The sequence below is a fragment of the Streptomyces sp. NPDC014733 genome, assembly GCF_043083385.1.
Taxonomy (GTDB): Bacteria; Actinomycetota; Actinomycetes; order Streptomycetales; family Streptomycetaceae; genus Streptomyces.
In genome coordinates this window covers 180,600-198,766 of sequence record NZ_JBIBYO010000006.1, presented here as the reverse complement: position 1 = coordinate 198,766, position 18,167 = coordinate 180,600, and the positions used below count along the sequence as shown (strand labels likewise).

The following is an 18,167-nucleotide window of genomic DNA, read 5'->3' as shown; positions in this document are numbered from 1 at the left end:
TGGCCTGTACCCGGCCGGGGCCCGTTCCGGGCAGGGCCCGGACGGGGCGCGGCTCGGCCCGGGCCGGGCGGTGACACGGCCGGCGGTGGCCCGTCGGGCGCCGGTCTGTCCCGCCGCGGCCCGGGTACGGACGGCCCCCGGCGTGTGCCCGGTCGGTGCCTGCCACCACCGTGCCGGGTCCGCCCGGGGTGAGGACCGGGCACCCGGGCCCGGTCCGGGCGGCGGGGCGGTGCGGGGGCAGCTGAGGCGCCCGTACCATCCCTCGCAGGACGGGGCGTTGCACGGCCGTCGCCCCGCCGGCGCCTCCCCGGTCGTACGCGCCGCGGCGGGTGCGGTGGGCGGCGCGGCCGACCTGTGAGGAGCACCGCCTTGACCGACCAGCCGCAGCCACAGCCGGAGTACCGCATCGAGGACCTGGCCCGCCTCAGCGGCGCCACCGTCCGCACCATCCGCGCCTACCAGGACCGTGGTCTGCTGCCCCGTCCGGAGCGCCGGGGCCGCGCCAACGTCTACGGCGACGCCCATCTCACGCGGCTGCGGCAGATCACCGACCTGCTGGAACGCGGCTACACCCTCGCCAGCATCAAGGAGCTCCTGGCGGCCTGGGACGCCGGGCGGGACCTCGGCGGGGTCCTCGGGCTGGCCGCCGAGGTCGACGGGCCGTGGAGCGAGGAGCAGTCGTCCCACGTCACCGCCGAGCAGCTGCACGACGCGTTCGGCGGTGCGGCGGGCGGCTCGGGGCTCGACGACGCGGCGCTCGCCGAGGCGGTCGAACTGGGCATCCTGGAGCCCGTACCGGACCGGGCCGATGTGTACGCGGTGCCCAGCCCGCAGGAGCTGGCCGTCGCCGCCGAACTGCACTCCGCGGGCGTCCCGCTCACCGCCGTCGCCACACATCTGCGGGAGGTGCGCGCACAGGTCGAGCACATCGCCTCCCGCTTCCTGGACTTCACCACCGAGCATGTCTTCCAGCCGTTCCTCGACCGCCCGCCGACGGAAGCCGCGGCAGCCGAGGCGGCGGAGTTGGTCCGGCGGCTGCGGCCGCTGGCCCGGCAGACCATAGACGCCGAACTCGCCCGCGCGATGCGCACACTCGCCACCCGCCATCTGCGCCAACACCTCGCCGGGGCGCTCCCGCCGGACGACGCCCCCGGTACGCGCGGGGCCGATGCGTCCGAGGGGCGGGTGCCCGGCGGAGGGGCGGATGCCCTCGGCCCCTTCGCCGCCGAGCCGGGACGGTGCGGTGGTCTGCCCCGGCCTGTGCGCGAGGGGAGCGGAGCTCCGCTTGCCGGGACCGCGCCCGCCCCGGACCCCCGTGCCGGGGCGGGCCGGGCCTCGGTCCTGCTGCCCGCCGACGCGGTGGCGGCCGTGCGGGAGCTGGTGGGCCCGGAGAACACCGCCGCGTTCATCGCGGCGGCCGCGCGGCGGGAGGTGCAGGCCCGCACCCTGGACGCCCTGGTCCCGCCGCGCCCCCGTGACGCGGGCCCGGGCGGGGCGGCACCCGCGCCCGGGCCGGGCGGGACCGGCGGCTCCGGCGAGGCCCGCGGCACCACCGGCGGCTGACACCGCGGGCCGGGCCCGGGGCCTCGCGCGCACCACTCTGTGCTGTTGTCAACGTGCGGGCCGGAAGCGCCGTGGCGCCCGTGTGGTCAAGCTGCCGGGTCCGGGAGCCAGTTGCCGTGGAATCCGTAGGGGACGCGCCGGGGGAGGTGGACGGTGGCGACGGGGCCGGCGGATATCTCCTCCGCGTCGAGGATCACGAGATCGCTGGTGTCCTTCGCCGCGTCATGGACGTAGGTGATCAGCCAGCCGGGGCCGCCGGGGGTGGAGTCGGCGGGAGCGAAGGCCGCCTCGCCGGGGGTGCGGCCGGGGCCGAAGTCGTACCGCTCGGACGTCCCGGTCCGCAGGTCGTACCGGAGCAGCGCGCCGGGTACCGGTCCGGAGCCGGGGCCCTCGGCGGCGGTGGCGTGCCCGAAGCGGGCGGGGCGGCCGGCGAGGCGGTCGTCGATCCGGGGGAACTCGCATTCCCGGTCGTCGAGTTGCTCCTCGTGGACGGTGCCGGTGGCCAGGTCGAGGGTCCACCGCCACAGGTGCGCCGGGGCCGGGCCGCCGTAGGAGGCGTACCGGGAGACGTACAGGACGATGCGGTCGTCGCCGTCGTCGTGGGCGTTGAGGGCGTGGAAGACGTAGCAGGGGTCGATGGGCAGCCGGCGGACCGGGCCGAACGGGTCGTCGCGGCGCAGGACGCAGAGACGGGCGCCGTACTCCGGGTCCCAGCGGTAGGGCAGGCCGGGGGTGGTGTGGTCGAAGACGACGGGGAGGTCCATGAAGACGACGTGGGCGTCGGTGAGATGGAAGTCGTGCATCATCGTGTGGCCCGGCACGTCGATCGGGCGGCTGAGCACCAACTCCCCGGCGGCATCCGCGCGGTGGTAGGTGAGATACGGGGGCCGCAGCCCGCCGTAGCCGAAGAAGTGCAGCTCACCGGTGGTGGGGCAGGTCTTCGGGTGGGCGGTCATCGCCGTGGTGAGGCGTCCGCCGAAGTCGTACGGGCCGAGCGTCTCCAGCTCATGGCCCGGCCGGTGGTCCAGTACGTAGGGGAAGGACGATTCGACCAGCGCCAGGGTGCGCCCGGCGTGGCGCACGACGTGGGTGTTGGCGAGGCCGGCGGTGCGGTCGAACCCTCCTTTGCCGTCGAAGAGCGGGGCGCCGTCGGTGAAGGTCGAGGTGCGCACCCAGCGGTTGCGGTAGGCGGTGGCGCGGCCGCCCGCCAGGCGCACACCGTGGACCATGCCGTCGCCGAGGAACCAGTGAGCCGAGGCGGCGGCGTGCGGGTTGGGGCCGTTGCGCAGATACCAGCCGGTCAGCTCGGGCGGGACGGTGCCGGTGACCGGCAGGTCGTGGGCGGTGAGTTCGTCGGACACCGGGGCGAAGTTGCCTGCCAGGTGCGGTGCGGGTGCGGTGGTCATGGCGTCAGGCTCCTTGGATGCGTGCCGGGTGCTGCGGGGCGGCGTCGCGGAGGTACCGGGCGCGGGCCCGGTCCGGATAGGCGGCGGTGAAGCGGGCCGGGAGGACGAACCCGGCGATCTGCACGGCGAGCGAGAGTCCGGGGAGCCCGCCGTGGAAGGACAGGGCTGCCTGGGCGAGGGCGGTGAGGGTGAAGGAGAGCGCCCAGGCGGCGGTGAGGACGGTGTTGATCTGCCGGAAGAGCGGGCTCGCGGCGATCTCGGGCGTCACCCGGCGGCGGGCTATGGCGAGGGTGAACGGGGACCGGGCGGCGATCGAGCCCCAGGCGACGAGCGCCAGCCAGCCCATGGAGAGGGCCCCGGCGTAGACCTTGAGGCCGCTGTCCGGCCGGAGGAAGGCGAAGGCGGTGAGGGCCGCGAAGAAGAGGACGGTGCCGTAGTCGAGCAGGCGCTCGGCGGGTGCCCAGCCCGCGGTGCGGTCGGTGAGCAGGAGCACCGCCGCGAGCACCAGCCCGGCCGCCGCGCCCCACTGCCACCCGGCTGCCGAGACGCATCCGAAGGCCAGCCAGGGAAGGAATCCCCGTAGGTACTGCATGACTTCTCCCCCCGTCGGCGGGCCACACCCGCACACATTTCTGTTTCGACATGTCGAAAGTAGAAGGTGAGATCCCGACGTGTCAAGAGTGGAATGTGGGAGTTAGTGTGCGGGTATGAGCCTGAAACATGCCGTGCTGGGCCTGCTGTCGGAGTCCCCGGCCAGCGGCTACGACCTGATGAAGCTGTTCAACGCCTCGCTGGCCAACGTCTGGCCGGCCACGCAGAGCCAGGTCTACGGCGAGCTGGGCAAGCTGACCTCCGCCGGCCTGGCCGAGGTCGCCGCCCACGGTCCGCGCGGCCGGAAGGAGTACGCGATCACCGACGAGGGCCTGGCCGAGCTGCGGCACTGGCTCGCGGAGGTCCCGCCCGCCGGTCCGCACCGCGACGACAGCCTGCTGCGGGTCTTCTTCCTCGGCGTCCTCACCCCGCTGGAGGCCCGCACGTTCCTCCTCGGACGGGCACAGGAGACCGCCCGGCTCCACGCCGAACTCCGCCGGGTCGACGAGGAGACGGAGTGGGACGACGAGATGCTCTCCGTGTACGGGCGGCTCGCGCTGGAGTACGGCCTGCGCATGACGGCCGCGCAGGAGGAGTGGGCGCGCTGGGCCGCGAAGGAGATCGACTCCGTCAAGGCCCGTGAGGCGAGCGACCGGGTCCGCGGCCGTCACCGGACCGTCACCACCACGAACGACGGCGAACCCGGCGACGGCCCCGCGCCCAAGGGATAGGGCGCCCACGGGACGTCCCCGAGGGCGGCTCGCCCGCCACGCGCCTCAGAGCCCGGGCGCTCCCCACACCGGGAACCACCGGGCGAGATCGCCCTCGATCCGCAGATCGTCGCCGAGCATCGCCTTGACCTGCAGTTCCAGCGGGTTGTCGCGCTTCTCGGCGCCGTCCGCCGCGGGTGCGAAGGGGTAGAACGTGCCGCGCTTGTAGAGGTAGACGAGCGCCAGCCGCCGCCCCTGCCCGTCCTCGAACCCCAGCAGCGAGCAGAGCAGCTGCGGTCCGAAACCGGCGTCCTCCAGGGCGGAGTTCACCGCGTGCAGGTCGTTGACCAGGCCCGCCACGTCCTGCGGGTCGTGCCGCGCCTGCATCCAGGTGTACCCGTAGGCGTCCTGGCTGAAGTCGACCGGCGCTCCCAGGAGGGCCCGGACCTCCGCCTGGATGCGGGCGAACTCCCCGCCCTCGACGCTGGCGAAACAGACCGAGCCGCGGCCGGTCGGCCGGAAGTCCGCCGCCGCTTCCAGCGTCACCGCCGCGGACGGCAGCGCGAAGAGCTGATCGAGGTCGGGGCGGACCGGCTTGCTACGGCCGAGAAGGGCGTCCAGAAATCCCATGGCGTCATTCTCCCCGCTCGTCCCGCGCGCCGCCGGGGGCGCGCCCACCGGAACCGGTGACCGACGCGCCCACCAGAACTCCGTGGCCGCGTGCGCCCCGGGGCGCACGCGCCGTCACGGGCGCCCCAGCTGCGCGGAGATCCGGCCGAGTTGGTCCAGCCGCTGCTCCAGTGTCGGATGCGAGGAGAACAGCTGGTTGAAGGTCTCCTTGTTGAACGCGGGAGCGAAGAAGAAGGCGTTGAACGGCTGCGACTTGCGCAGGTCGTCGGTGGGGATGCGGGCGATCTGCCCGGTGACCTTCGTCAGCGCGGAGGCCAGCGCCGACGGCCGGCCGGTGAGGATCGCCGCGGACCGGTCGGCGGACAGCTCGCGGTACCGGGACAGCAGCCGGGTCAGCAGGAAGCTGATCGCATAGACGACCGCGCTGACCAGCGTGACGACGAGGACGGCGATCGCGGCGTTCTGATCGCGGTTGCTGCGGCCGACGCCGCTCCACAGGGCGGCGCGGGTGATGATCCCGGCCAGCACCCCCAGGAACGACGCGATGGTCATCACCGCGACATCGCGGTGCGCGACATGCGACAGCTCATGGGCGAGCACGCCCTCCAGTTCCTCCGGCTCCAGCCGCCGCAGCAGGCCCGTGGTGGCGCACACCATGGAGTTCTTCTGGTTGCGTCCGGTGGCGAAGGCGTTCGGGACGTCCGTCTCGGCGATGGCGACCCGCGGCTTCGGCATGTCCGCCAGCGCGCACACCCGGTCGACGACGCCGTGCAACTCGGGCGCCTGCTCCGGGGTGACCTCCCGCGCGCCCATGCTGAACGCGGCGATCCGGTCGCTGAACCAGAACTGTGCGACGAACATCCCGCCCGCCAGGAGCAGCACGATCACCCAGGCGCCCTTGAGCAGCACCACCAGCGCGCCGACGACCACCACGTACAGCAGCCCGATGAAGAACATCGTGGTGACCATCCGCGAGGTGAGCCCGCGATCGGGGGCGAATCGGGTCTGTGCCATGGCTTCCTCCATGCGCCGCGCCTTCGCGCACCGGCCGACCCAGGCGTGCACCCCTTCCCGCGCGCCGGGCCCTGCTCACTGCGCCGCTCGCTACCGATTCTCCCTCTTCCTGGCGATGTGCGGAATAAGTCCAGGTCAGTGGGGGCGGCGCAGCGGCGAGGAGCGCCTGCCCGGGCGGGGTCCGCGGTCCGGCGGGCCCTCGCCCCTTGGGGCGGCAGGCCCCGCGCACCCGTATACGGCCCGTCCGGCGTCCCGGCCCGCCCGGTCGGCGCCCCCGTACGCTGGACCGCATGAGTCTGCGTCTGAGCACCGTGATCCTCCCGTACCGCCGGTGGCACGAGGGAGGCCGCGCCGCCTGGCAGCGGGCGGAGGAGCTGGGCTTCCACACGGCGTACACCTACGACCACCTGTCCTGGCGCGTACCGTTCCGCGACGGCCCGTGGTTCGGCGCCGTGCCGACGCTGACCGCCGCCGCGGGGGTCACCGAGCGGATGCGGCTGGGGACGCTCGTCACCTCGCCGAACTTCCGCCACCCCGTCACCCTCGCCAAGGACCTGATCTCGCTCGACGACGTCTCCGGCGGCCGGATCACCCTCGGCATCGGCGCGGGCGGCACCGGATTCGACGCCCACGCCCTCGCCGCCGGCGGCCAGGAGCCGTGGACGCCGCGCGAGCGGGCCGACCGGTTCGCCGAGTTCGTGCCGCTCCTCGACCGGCTGCTCACCGAGGACACCGTCACCTACGACGGCACCTTCTACGCCGCGGGCGGCGCGCAGAACATCCCCGGCTGCGTGCAGCGCCCCCGCCTGCCCTTCGCCGTCGCCGCGACCGGCCCGCGCGGCCTCAAGCTCGCCGCCCGCCACGGGCAGGCGTGGGTGACCACCGGCGACCCGAAGCTGTACGCGACGGGCACGCCCGAGCAGTCCGTCACGGCGCTGCGGGCCCAGCTGGACAAGCTCGGCAAGGCCTGCGCCGACGCCGGACGCGACGCGGCGGAGCTCGACAAGATCCTCCTCACCGGCTTCACCCCGGACCGCGCCCGCCCTCTGGAGTCCGTCGCCGCCTTCGTCGACTTCGCGGGCCGCCACCGGGAGCTGGGCTTCACCGAGATCGTCGTGCACTGGCCGATCCCGGGGACGGACTTCGCGGCGGACCACGCGGTGTTCGAGGCGATCGCCACGGAGGCACTCGGGCAGCTCGGCTGACCCTGGGGCCGGTGCCTGTCCCCGGCCCCAGGAACCCCGTCCCGCCCCAGGGCTTCCCCCCGTCGCCCCGTACGTGAAGATTGGCCCCGTGACCTCTCCGACGCCTCCCCGAGCCCCCGTCCCCGGTCAGGGCGTTTCGCCCCGGCTGATCGCGACCGACCTCGACGGAACGTTGCTGCACGACGACAAGACGGTCTCGGAGCGGACCGTCGCCGCGCTCGCCGCCGCCGAGCGGGCCGGAGTCGACGTCTTCTTCGTCACCGGGCGGCCGGCCCGGTGGATGGACGTGGTCAGCGACCATGTGCACGGCCACGGGCTGGCGATCTGCGCCAACGGTGCGGCCGTCGTCGATCTGCACCGGGGCCGCCGGTTCGTCGAAGTCAGCCCGTTGCCGCTGGGGGCCGCCCGGGAGGTCGTGGAGGCGCTGCGGGCCGCCGCGCCCGGTACGTCGTTCGCGGTCGAGCGGACCGGCGGTATCCACTACGAGCCGCACTACCCGCCGTTCCACCGCGATCCGGCGGCCGTCACCGCCCCGGTCGAGAAGCTGCTCGCCGACGACTTCGACCCGCCGCCTGGGCCCGCGCCCACCGCCCTCGGCGCGGGCGACGAGGTGATCGCCGCACCCGTGGGAGCGCCGGACGCCGTCCCCGTAGGTGCGCAGGGCGCCGCCCCGGTGGGGGCACCGGACACCGGTCCGCCCCGTACGGCCGGCATCACCGCGCAGGCCCCGGCCCCCGGGGCCGTCGCCGGGGAGATCCCCACGGCCGGGCCGGGGCAGCCCGTGCTCAAGCTGCTGGCACACCACGACGCGTGGGAGCCGGACGTGTTCCTCGCGCTGGCGCGGGAGGCGGCCGGGTCGCTGGCGTCGATCACCCGGTCCAGCCCCACCGCGCTGCTGGAGATCAGCGGCCCCGGGGTGAGCAAGGCCCGGACGCTGGCCCGGTGTTGCGCGGCGCGCGGCATCGCCCCGGAGCAGGTCACCGCCTTCGGGGACATGCCCAACGACATGGAGATGCTGGCCTGGGCGGGCGCCTCGTACGCGATGGCCAACGCCCACCCCGACGTCCTCGCGGTCACCACCGGACGCACCGCCTCCAACAACGAGGACGGCGTCGCGGCCGTCATCGAACGGCTCCTGGGCCTCTAGGCGTCACCGGGCCGGGACGGCGCGCACCGGTCGGCCGCGCGCCCCTGTCCCGTACCGCCGCGGTCCGGCGCGCGTCGGTGTCTCGCGCGCCCCGCCGCACCCGGTCCCGGCCCGGCGTGCGCCGGGGTCCCGTACGCCCGCCGGTGCCCGATGCTCCCCCGCGCGTCCCGCGGCGCCGCGCGCCTCCTCACAGCGGCGCCTCCCACACCACCGTCGTGCCGCCGCCGTCCGGCCCGATCCCGGGGCCGTGGGTGCTCGACCCGCCCAGTGCCTCGGCGCGTTTGGCGAGGTTGCGCAGGCCGCTGCGGCGGCCGTCCGCGGGGATGCCGATGCCGTCGTCGGCGACGGTCAGGCGGACGCCGTCGGTGCCGTCGGGCAGCGTCACCGTCGCGTCGACGACGACCTCGATCCGCGCCGCCCGGGCGTGCCGGAACGCGTTCGACAGCGCCTCACGGACCGCCGCGATGAGGTTCTTGCCGGTCAGCTCGCCGACCCGGGCGTCCACCGGTCCGACGAACGACGCCGAGGGGCGGAAGCCCAGCGGGACGGCGGCGGTGCCGACCTCCCGCAGCACCCGGGTGCGCAGCCCGGACGGCGCCTCGGCGGGCTCCTGCTGGAGCGCGAAGATCGCCGTCCGGATCTCCTGGATCGTCACGTCCAGTTCGTCGACGGCCTTGGCCATGTTCTCCTTCACCTCCGGCACCACGGCCCGCCGCTGGGCGCTCTCCAGCAGCATCCCGGTGGCGAACAGCCGCTGGATGACCAGGTCGTGGAGGTCACGGGCGATACGGTCGCGGTCCTCGTAGACGGCGAGCCGGGCGCGGTCGCGCTGCGCGTCGGCGAGGACCAGCGCCAGCGCCGCCTGCGCGGCGAACTGCGTGGCCAGAGTGCGCTCGGCCGCGGTGAAGGGGCGGGCGCCGCGCGCCCTGGGGACGGCGAGGGTGCCCAGGACCCGGCCGCCGCTCCTGAGGGGCAGCATCATGCTCGGCCCGAACCGCGGCGCCAGCGCGGTGACCATCCTCGGGTCGGTGGCCGAGTCGTCGAGGAACAGCGGCTCCCCGGCCAGCAGTTGCTCCGCAACCGGGCTGTCCGGCGGGATCTGCGTCCCCATGATGCCGGCCGGGTCGTCCGCCGACACCGCGACGATCTCCAGACCGCCCTCCTCGTCCGGCAGCAGCACGATGCCGGCCGCCGAATCCGCGAGCCGGCGGGCCTGTTCGGCGACGACGGCGAGCGCGTCGTCGACGTCGCTGCCCTTGAGCAGTTCGGTGGTGACGGCGACGGACCCGTCGATCCAGTGCTCACGCTGCCGGGTCGCGGCGTAGAGGCGGGCGTTGCCGATGGCGATGCCCGCCTCGGTGGCGAGGACCCGCACCATGTGCAGATCCTCCTCGCTGAACTCGCCGCCGCCGTGCTTCTCCGTCAGATAGAGGTTGCCGAAGATCTCCTGCTGGACACGGATCGGCACCCCCAGGAACGTCCGCATCGGCGGATGCCCCGGAGGGAAGCCGCACGAGCGGGAGTCCTGGGTGAGGTCGGCCAGCCGCACCGCCTGCGGGTCGTGGATGAGCGCGCCGAGCAGCCCTCTGTGGCCGTCGGGCAGCGCGCCGATGCGCCGCCGGTCCTCCGCGGTCACGCCGTACGTCACGAAGTCCGACAGGCCCTCGCGTGCCTCGTCGATGATGCCGATGGCGGCGTACCGGGCGTCGGCGAGTTCGGCGGCGGTCTGCACGATGCGGTCCAGGGTCACGTGCAGGTCGAGTCCGGCACCGACGGTGCGCATCGCCTCCATCAGCCGCGGCACCCGCGCGGTCAGCTCCGCGGAGAGCCCCTGGAGGCTGCGGGTCGCCTCCGTGGCGGCCTGCAGCGCGTCGGTGTCCGCCCCGGGGTGCCCGGGGTCCTGCGGAACGGAAGACCCTTCGGTGGCTGCCATACCCTGAGCCTAATACGGGCTGGTTTGTTGGTGTTTGCGGCGTCGGTGGCGGTCCGGATCGCGCCCGAGCCGGTGCGTACGCGACGGGCGGGCAGGGGCGCGTCCCGTCACCCGCGCGCCGCCCCCGCCACGGCCTCGCGCCCCGCCGTCGCCCCGGCGCCGTACACCGCGTCCACCTCGCGCTCGCGCTCCAGCATCCGGCGGAACGGGCCGTCGGCCGCGGCCAGCTCGGCGTAGCCACCGCGCTGGACGGGGCGGCCGCCGTCCAGCACCAGGATCTCGTCGACCGCGTCGAGACCGGTGAGCCGGTGGGTGATCAGAACCGTGGTGCGGCCCTCCGTCGCGGCCAGCAGATCGGCGGTGAGCGCGTCGGCGGTGGCCAGATCCAGATGTTCGGCGGGCTCGTCCAGGACGAGGACGGGGAAGTCGGCCAGCAGCGCGCGGGCCAGCGCCAGGCGGCGGTGCTGACCGCCCGAGAGGCGCGCGCCGTGCTCGCCGACCATGGTGCCGAGCCCGTCCGGCAACGACCGCACCCACCCGGCGAGCCGGGCCCGCTCCAGCGCCTCCCACAGGTCGTCGTCGCCGGTCACCTCCGGTGCGGCGAGCCGGAGGTTCTCCCGCAGCGAGCTGTCGAAGACGTGCGCGTCCTGCGCGCAGAGCCCCACCAGCCGCCGCACCGCGTCGCCGTCCAGCTCCGCGGCGTCCGTCCCGGCCAGCGTGTACGCACCCGCCTCACGGTCCAGGAACCGCAGCAGCACCTGCGCCAGCGTGGTCTTGCCGGAACCGGACGGCCCGACGACCGCGAGCCGCCGCCCCGCGTCCAACGTGAAACCGACCCCGTCCAGGGCGGCGGCCGCCTGCCCCGGGTGGCGCGCCGTCAGACCCCGTACGACCAGCGGGAACGGCGTGTTCGGTGCGGGCTTCGGCGTCTCCGGTTCGCGGACCGGGGCGGGTGCGTCCAGCACCTCGAAGACCCGCTCGGCGGCGCGCCGGGTCCGCAGCCGGTACTGCGCGGCGAGCGGCAGCCCGGCCACCGCCTCGAAGGCCGCCAGCGGCGTCAGCACCACGACGGCGAGGAGGACGCCGTCCAGCCGCCCGTCGTGCACCGCCTGTACGCCCAGCGCCGCGGAGACGGTGACGGTCAACCCGCTCAGCAGCGCCGACAGTCCGGCGCCGACACCCGCCGCCCGCGCGGAGCGGGCCGCGATCCGGGTCAGCTCCCCGTCCGCGTCCCCGACCGCCGCGGTACGGGAGGCGAGCGCGCCCGCGACGGTCAGCTCGGCGGTGCCGGTGAGCAGGTCGACGACGCGGGTGGCGAGGGCGCCGCGGGCCGGGGCCAGACGGCGTTCGGCGCGCCGGGACAGCGTGGCCGACAGCAGCGGCACCCCGGCCCCGGCGAGCAGCAGCCCGGCGGCGAGCACCGCGCCCGCCTCCGGCAGCAGCCAGGCGGTGAAGCCGACCGTGCCGACGCCGACCACCACGGCCGCCCCGACCGGCAGCAGCCAGCGCAGGAAGTGGTCCTGCACGGCGTCGACGTCGGCTACCAGCCGGGAGAGCAGATCGCCGCGGCGCCGCTCCCGCAACCCGGCGGGCGCCAGCCGCTCCAGCCGCCGGTAGACCGCCACCCGTACGTCGGCGAGCATCCGGAACACCGCGTCGTGCGCCACCAGCCGCTCCGCGTACCGGAACACGGCGCGGCCGATGCCGAACGCGCGGGTCGCGGTGACCGCCACCATCAGATAGAGCACCGGAGGCTGCTCCGAGGCCCGGGAGATCAACCAGCCGGACGTCGCCATCAGCCCGATCGCGCTGCCCAGCGCGAGGCTGCCGAGCAGCAGCGCCAGCGCGAACCGCCCCCGGCGCGCCCGCGCCATGCGCCGCAGCCGGGCGAGCGCGGAGCCACCGGCGGGCTGCGGCTCCGCTCCGGCCGGCGCCCCGGCGGGCCCGGCCGTCTCCCCGGGAGCGGCCGCGGGGGCCGCCGCCCGGACCGCCGCGGCGCGCTCCGCCCCGGCCGTCTCCGCCGCGTCGGCTGCCGCGTCGACCGCCGGGTCGGGCAGCCGTACCACTCGGTCGGCCACCGCCAGCAGCGCCGGCCGGTGGACGACGAGCAGCACCGTCCGCCCGGCGGCCAGCCGGCGGACCGCGTCGACGATGCCCGCCTCCGTCGCCCCGTCCAGGTTGGCGGTCGGCTCGTCCAGGAGCAGGAGCGGCCGGTCGGCGAGGAACGCCCGGGCCAGCCCGATTCGCTGCCGCTGTCCTGCGGAGAGGCCCGCGCCTGACTCGCCGATACGGGTGTCGGCACCGTCCGGCAGGGCGTCGGTGAAGTCGAGGGCGCCCGCGTCCCGCAGCGCCCGGCGCACCGCCGCGTCGTCCGCGTCCGGGCGCGCCAGCCGGACGTTCTCGGCGAGCGTCCCGGCGAAGAGGTGCGGCTGCTGCGGCACCCAGGCGATCCGGGCGCGCCACTCCTCGGGGTCGAGCGTGGCGAGGTCGGTGCCGTCGACGAGGACCCGGCCCTCGGCCGGCGCCGCGAAGCCGAGGACGGCGCTGAGCAGGGTGGACTTCCCGGCGCCTGACGGGCCGGTCAGCGCGACCGTCTCGCCCTCCCGGACCTCGAACGACGTCGCCGGGAGCGACGGGGTCCGGCGGCCCGGGTGGCGGACGGCGAGGCCGTCGACGGTCAGCGCGGTACCGGCGGGCGCCGGCGCCGTCCCGGCGGGCGGCAGCGGCGTCTCCAGGACGGCGAAGATCTCCTCGGCGGCCGCCAGGCCCTCCGCCGCCGCGTGGTACTCCGCGCCCACCTGCCGCAGCGGCAGATACGCCTCGGGCGCCAGGATCAGCACCATCAGCCCGGTGGTCAGATCGAGTTCGCCGTGGACCAGCCGCATCCCGATGCCGACGGCGACCAGCGCGACGGAGAGGGTGGCGAGGAGTTCCAGCGCGAACGAGGAGAGGAACGCGACCCGCAGGGTACGCAGGGTGGCGCGGCGGTAGGAGCCGGTCAGCGTGCGGATGGCGGTGGCCTGGGCCTTGGCCCGGCCGAAGACCTTGAGGGTCGGCAGGCCCTCGACGACGTCGAGGAAGTGGCCCGAGAGCCGCGACAGCAGCCGCCACTGCCGGTCCATCCGTGCCTGGGTGGCCCATCCGATGAGGACCATGAAGAGCGGGATCAGCGGCAGGGTGACGACGATGGTCAGCGCGGAGATCCAGTCGCCGGTGACGATCCGCGCCAGCACCGCGACGGGGACGACGACGGCGAGGCCGAGCTGCGGCAGATAGCGGGCGAAGTAGCCGTCCAGCGCGTCGATGCCGCGGGTGGCGAGGGTGACGAGTTCGCCGGTGCGCCGCTCACCGCCGTCCGCGCCGGGCGCCTCACCGCCGTTCGCGCCGTCCGCCGCCGCGCCGTCACCGGTACGCCGCGTGGACGCGCCCGGTCCGAGCAGCGCCGCCCGTTCCACCAGCCGGGTCCGCAGCTCGGACTTGACCGCGGCGCTCGCGCGGTGCGCGGCGCGTTCGGTCAGCCAGGAGACCAGCCCGCGCCCGGCGGAGACCGCGGCGAGCAACGCGACCGGAACGGCCAGGCCACCGAGGTCGCGGCCGTGCTGGAAGGCGCCGACCACGATCTCGGCGACGAGCATGGCCTGGCCGATGACGAGACCCGCGCCGGCCAGCCCGAGGAGCACCACGGCGACGAGGAATCCGCGGGTGGCGCGGGCGTGACGGAGCAGGCGCGGGTCGATGGGTTTCACGTGAAACATCCGTCCTGGCAAGCCGGTTGGCGCCGCCCCGGAGGAGCGGAACCGCCCGGCGGGCTCGGGCTGGCGGTCCGGGAGGGCGCCGGTCCCCGGCAGGAGATCCGGCACCGCCCCGGCGGGTGCCCGCGGCGCCTTCCCCCGTGGGAGGGCGCCGCAGACCTAGTGGGCTTCGGCGATGTTCTGGGTGCCGATGCGCTTGCGGAACACCCAGTACGTCCATCCCTGGTAGAGCATCACGATCGGCGTCGCGATCCCGGCGCACCAGGTCATGATCTTCAGGGTGTACGGGCTGGACGAGGCGTTGGTGACGGTGAGGCTCCAGGCGTCGTTCAGCGTCGACGGCATGACGTTCGGGAAGAGCGTCAGGAACAGCATCGCCACCGCGGCGACGATCGTGAGACCGGAGAAGCTGAACGCCCAGCCCTCCCGGCCGATCTGGTTGGCGCCGAGCGCCGCGACCAGCGCGACGACCGCCACGACCAGCGCGGTCAGGCTGGCGCCGTTGCCCCGGTGGACCTGCGTCCAGAGCAGGAATGCCGCCGCCAGTACCGCGGCGACCAGACCGACGCCCGTCGCCATCCGGCGGGCCCGGCCCCTTATGTCACCGAGCGTCTTGAGCGCCGTGAAGACCGCGCCGTGGAAGGTGAACAGCGTCAGCGTGACCAGCCCGCCCAGCAGCGCGTACGGGTTGAGCAGGTCCAGGACGCCGCCGACGTACTCCTTGTGCGCGTCGATCTTCACGCCGTGCACGATGTTGCCGAACGCCACGCCCCACAGGAAGGCGGGCAGCAGCGAGGTCCAGAAGATCGCGTGTTCCCAGTTGCGCTGCCACCGTTCCCCGCTGCGCTTGGCGCGGTACTCGAAGGCGACACCGCGCACGATCAGGCAGACGAGGATCACCAGCAGCGGCAGGTAGAAGCCGGAGAAGAGGGTGGCGTACCACTCCGGGAAGGCGGCGAAGGTGGCGCCGCCCGCGGTCAGCAGCCACACCTCGTTGCCGTCCCAGACCGGGCCGATGGTGTTGATCAGGACGCGCCGCTCGGTGCGGTCGCGGGCGAGCAGTTTGGTGAGGACACCGACCCCGAAGTCGAAGCCCTCCAGGAAGAAGTAGCCCGTCCAGAGCACGGCGATGAGGACGAACCAGACGTCGTGGAGTTGCACAGTCGCCCCCTTAGTACGAGAAGGCCATCGGCCGGTCGGCGTCGGAGTCGCCGCCGATCCTGGTGGGCGGGTTGAGGTCGTCGTCGGTCAGTTCCGGCGGTCCGGCCTTGACGTACTTCACCAGCAGCCGGACCTCGACGACGGCGAGGATCGCGTAGAGCGCGGTGAAGACGATCATCGAGGTGAGCACCTCGCCCTGGGAGACGCCGGGCGAGACCGCGTCCGAGGTGCGCAGCACGCCGTAGACGACCCACGGCTGGCGGCCCATCTCGGTGAAGATCCAGCCCCAGGAGTTGGCGATCAGCGGGAAGCCGAGGGTGACGAACGCCAGCGACCAGTACCACTTGGTCAGACGGGCGCCGAGCGCGGTGTTCTTCGTGAGCGCGAGCCGGGGTGGCTCGTCGTCGGCGGTCCGCAGTCCCGGCGCGAGCCAGAACTTCTTCCGGGTCAGCCAGAGCCCGGCCAGCCCGATGGCGAAGGACGTCATGCCGAAGCCGATCATCCAGCGGAAGCCCCAGTAGGCGACGGGGATGTTGGGCCGGTAGTCGCCCGGCCCGAACCGCTCCTGCTCGGCCTTGTTGACGTCGTTGATGCCGGGCACCGGCGAGGAGAAGTCGTTGTGGGCGAGGAAGGAGAGGAGGCCGGGGACCTCGATGGCGACCTTGTTGTGGCCCTTGTCGACGTCGCCGTAGGCGAAGACGGAGAACGGCGCGGGCTCCTCCTTGTCCCACAGCGCCTCGGCGGCGGCCATCTTCATCGGCTGCTGCTTGAACATCACCTTGCCGAGCGTGTCGCCGCTGACCGCGGTGAGCATCCCGGCGATCACCAGCGTGACCAGCCCGAGCCGCAGCGAGGGCCGCATCACCTCGACGTGCTTCTTGCGCATCAGGTGGTACGCGGAGATACCGACCATGAACGCGGCGCCGGTGAGGAAGGCGGCGGTGAGGGTGTGGAAGACGACGACCAGCGTGGTGTCCTGGGTGAGCACCTTCCAGAAGTCGGTCAGCTCGGCCCGGCCGTTCGCGGGGTTGTACTTGTAGCCGACCGGGTGCTGCATCCAGGAGTTGGCCGCGAGGATGAAGTAGGCCGACAGCATGGTGCCGATGGAGACCATCCACATGCAGAAACAGTGGATCTTCTTCGGCAGTTTGTCCCAGCCGAAGATCCACAGTCCGATGAAGGTGGACTCGAAGAAGAAGGCCAGCAGCGCCTCGAACGCGAGCGGGGCGCCGAAGATGTCACCGACGAAGCGCGAGTAGTCGGACCAGTTCATCCCGAACTGGAACTCCTGGACGATGCCGGTGACCACGCCCATCGCGATATTGATCAGGAAAAGCTTGCCCCAGAACTTGGTGGCCCGGAGGTACTTCTCCTTGCCCGTCCGCACCCATGCCGTCTCCAGTCCGGCGACCAGCGCCGCCAGGGAGATCGTCAAGGGCACGAAGAGGAAGTGGTAGACGGTGGTGATGCCGAATTGCCATCGCGCCAAAGTCTCTGGCGCCAACGCCAGCTCCACGTCGTTCTCCTTACGTCGCCGTTTCGCTACGGCTTTTGCCCTTTATGCACGCAGTGAAGCGGGACATAAACGGCGCGCTTGTGAACGCGTTCACATTCACAAGCAATTATCTCCTATGACTTCAGCCTCTTCCGACGGGGGGTACGTGACCGTGGTCACCCCCTCGGCGGCCGCCCCGAAACCGCGCTCACCTGCACCGGACCGCCCCGGAAACGCCGACGGCCGCGAGCCCCGGGGACTCGCGGCCGCTGGCCAAAAACGTTCCGTCACAGGTCACAAGGTCTTGCGGAACTCCTCGGCTGCGCTCAGGAACACGTCCATCGCCGCGCTCTCGCCGATCGTCACGCGCACACCCTCACCCGCGAACGGCCGCACCACGACGCCCGCCCGCTCACACGCCCCGGCGAACTCCGTGGTCCGCTCCCCCAGCCGCAGCCAGACGAAATTGGCCTCGGACGGCGGGACCTCCCAGCCCTGCGCGGCGAGCGCCGCCGCCACCCGGGCCCGCTCGGCGACCAGCGCGTCGACCCGCTCCAGCAGCGCCGCCTCACTGCGCAGCGAGGCCACCGCCGCCTCCTGCGCCAGCTGACTGACGCCGAACGGCACCGCCGTCTTCCGCAGCGCCGCCGCCACCGGCTCGTGCGCCACCGCGAAGCCGACCCGCAGCCCCGCCAGGCCGTACGCCTTGGAGAAGGTCCGCAGCACACAGACGTTGGGGCGGTCGCGGTAGAGGTCGACGCCGTCCGGCACCTCGGGGTCGCGGATGAACTCGCGGTACGCCTCGTCCAGCACCACGAGGATCCCGTCCGGCACCCGGTCGAGGAACGCCTCCAGCTCGGCCCGGCGCACCACGGTGCCGGTGGGGTTGTTGGGGTTGCAGACGAAAATCAGGCGGGTGCGGTCGGTGATCGCCGCCAGCATGGCGTCCAGATCGTGCACCTCACCCGAGGTCAGCGGCACCTTCACCGAGGTGGCCCCGGAGACCTGCGTGACGATCGGGTACGCCTCGAACGAACGCCAGGCGTAGATCACTTCGTCGCCCGGCCCGGCCGTGGCCTGCACCAGCTGCTGCGCCACGCCCACCGAGCCGGTGCCGGTCGCCAGATGCTCCACCGGCACCGAGAACCGCTCGGCCAGCTCCGCCATCAGCCCCGTGCAGGCCATGTCGGGGTAGCGGTTGAAGGCGCCCGCCGCCTCGACGGCCCGCTCCAGGACACCGGGCAGCGGGGGGTAGGGGTTCTCGTTGGAGGACAGCTTGTACGCCACCGGCCCGTCCGACGCCGCCGGCCGGCCGGGCTTGTAGGTGGGGATGCCGTCCAGCGCCGCACGCAGCTTCGGGGTCTTCTCGCTCACCGCAGGTCCTCCTCGACCGTCCCGCTCGATACGAATACTGCACACCTTATGAGGATTCCCCCGCCCGGCGGCAGCCCCCACGGAGCCCCGGCGGGCACCGCCCGGTGATCACCTGCCGCGCACACCGCCCGGCCACACAGGGGGCGCACTCCGAAAAAGCGTGCGCCGGTGGCTCGCTCCCTGGCG

The 18,167-nt window shown here is 73.8% G+C and carries 13 protein-coding genes; 4 read left to right on the top strand and 9 right to left on the bottom strand.

What is annotated here, in order from left to right:
- Positions 1-369: 369 nt before the first annotated feature.
- A complete protein-coding gene (locus ACF1BH_RS16820; protein ID WP_391643227.1) occupies positions 370-1,563 on the top strand; it encodes a MerR family transcriptional regulator in 1,194 nt (397 codons plus the stop codon).
- A gap of 86 nt (positions 1,564-1,649) precedes the next feature.
- Here ACF1BH_RS16820 and ACF1BH_RS16815 read toward each other — a convergent pair whose 3' ends face one another.
- Together ACF1BH_RS16815 and ACF1BH_RS16810 are read right to left on the bottom strand one after the other, a co-directional pair.
- On the bottom strand, positions 1,650-2,969 hold the full coding sequence (locus ACF1BH_RS16815; protein ID WP_391643226.1) for a carotenoid oxygenase family protein: 1,320 nt from the start codon (positions 2,967-2,969) through the stop codon (positions 1,650-1,652).
- A 4-nt stretch (positions 2,970-2,973) separates the two neighbouring features.
- Positions 2,974-3,561 (bottom strand): hypothetical protein, encoded by a 588-nt coding sequence (locus ACF1BH_RS16810; protein ID WP_391643225.1) that lies wholly within the window; start codon positions 3,559-3,561, stop codon positions 2,974-2,976.
- Positions 3,562-3,676: 115 nt separating this feature from the next.
- Between ACF1BH_RS16810 and ACF1BH_RS16805 the strand changes: the two genes are divergently transcribed.
- On the top strand, positions 3,677-4,291 hold the full coding sequence (locus ACF1BH_RS16805) for a PadR family transcriptional regulator (protein ID WP_391643224.1): 615 nt from the start codon (positions 3,677-3,679) through the stop codon (positions 4,289-4,291).
- A gap of 45 nt (positions 4,292-4,336) precedes the next feature.
- Here the strand turns inward: ACF1BH_RS16805 and ACF1BH_RS16800 are convergent, their stop codons facing one another.
- Both ACF1BH_RS16800 and htpX read right to left on the bottom strand, forming a co-directional pair.
- A complete protein-coding gene (locus ACF1BH_RS16800; protein ID WP_391643223.1) occupies positions 4,337-4,900 on the bottom strand; it encodes a hypothetical protein in 564 nt (187 codons plus the stop codon).
- 114 nt (positions 4,901-5,014) lie between these two features.
- Positions 5,015-5,914 carry a zinc metalloprotease HtpX gene (gene htpX, locus ACF1BH_RS16795; RefSeq protein WP_391643222.1) on the bottom strand — a complete coding sequence of 300 codons (900 nt, stop codon included), beginning with the start codon at positions 5,912-5,914 and terminating at the stop codon, positions 5,015-5,017.
- Between the two features lie 290 nt (positions 5,915-6,204).
- On the opposite strand from htpX, the gene ACF1BH_RS16790 reads away from it, so the two are divergent.
- Together ACF1BH_RS16790 and ACF1BH_RS16785 are read left to right on the top strand one after the other, a co-directional pair.
- The gene (locus ACF1BH_RS16790; RefSeq protein ID WP_391643221.1) at positions 6,205-7,119 is read left to right on the top strand and encodes an LLM class flavin-dependent oxidoreductase; all 915 of its coding nucleotides are present in this window, start codon (positions 6,205-6,207) and stop codon (positions 7,117-7,119) included.
- An 88-nt stretch (positions 7,120-7,207) separates the two neighbouring features.
- Positions 7,208-8,266, top strand: a complete 1,059-nt coding sequence (locus tag ACF1BH_RS16785; RefSeq protein WP_391643220.1) for an HAD hydrolase family protein — start codon at positions 7,208-7,210, stop codon at positions 8,264-8,266.
- Positions 8,267-8,453: 187 nt separating this feature from the next.
- Here ACF1BH_RS16785 and ACF1BH_RS16780 read toward each other — a convergent pair whose 3' ends face one another.
- The 5 genes from ACF1BH_RS16780 to hisC all read right to left on the bottom strand — a co-directional run bounded on the left by ACF1BH_RS16780 (position 8,454) and on the right by hisC (position 17,981).
- Positions 8,454-10,199 carry a GAF domain-containing sensor histidine kinase gene (locus ACF1BH_RS16780; protein WP_391643219.1) on the bottom strand — a complete coding sequence of 582 codons (1,746 nt, stop codon included), beginning with the start codon at positions 10,197-10,199 and terminating at the stop codon, positions 8,454-8,456.
- A gap of 107 nt (positions 10,200-10,306) precedes the next feature.
- Positions 10,307-13,954 (bottom strand): thiol reductant ABC exporter subunit CydD, encoded by a 3,648-nt coding sequence (gene cydD, locus ACF1BH_RS16775; protein WP_391643218.1) that lies wholly within the window; start codon positions 13,952-13,954, stop codon positions 10,307-10,309.
- A gap of 156 nt (positions 13,955-14,110) precedes the next feature.
- Positions 14,111-15,112 carry a cytochrome d ubiquinol oxidase subunit II gene (gene cydB / locus ACF1BH_RS16770; RefSeq protein WP_391643217.1) on the bottom strand — a complete coding sequence of 334 codons (1,002 nt, stop codon included), beginning with the start codon at positions 15,110-15,112 and terminating at the stop codon, positions 14,111-14,113.
- A 10-nt stretch (positions 15,113-15,122) separates the two neighbouring features.
- Positions 15,123-16,628 carry a cytochrome ubiquinol oxidase subunit I gene (locus tag ACF1BH_RS16765; protein WP_391643216.1) on the bottom strand — a complete coding sequence of 502 codons (1,506 nt, stop codon included), beginning with the start codon at positions 16,626-16,628 and terminating at the stop codon, positions 15,123-15,125.
- Positions 16,629-16,901: 273 nt separating this feature from the next.
- A complete protein-coding gene (gene hisC, locus ACF1BH_RS16760; RefSeq protein ID WP_391643215.1) occupies positions 16,902-17,981 on the bottom strand; it encodes a histidinol-phosphate transaminase in 1,080 nt (359 codons plus the stop codon).
- Positions 17,982-18,167: the final 186 nt, after the last annotated feature.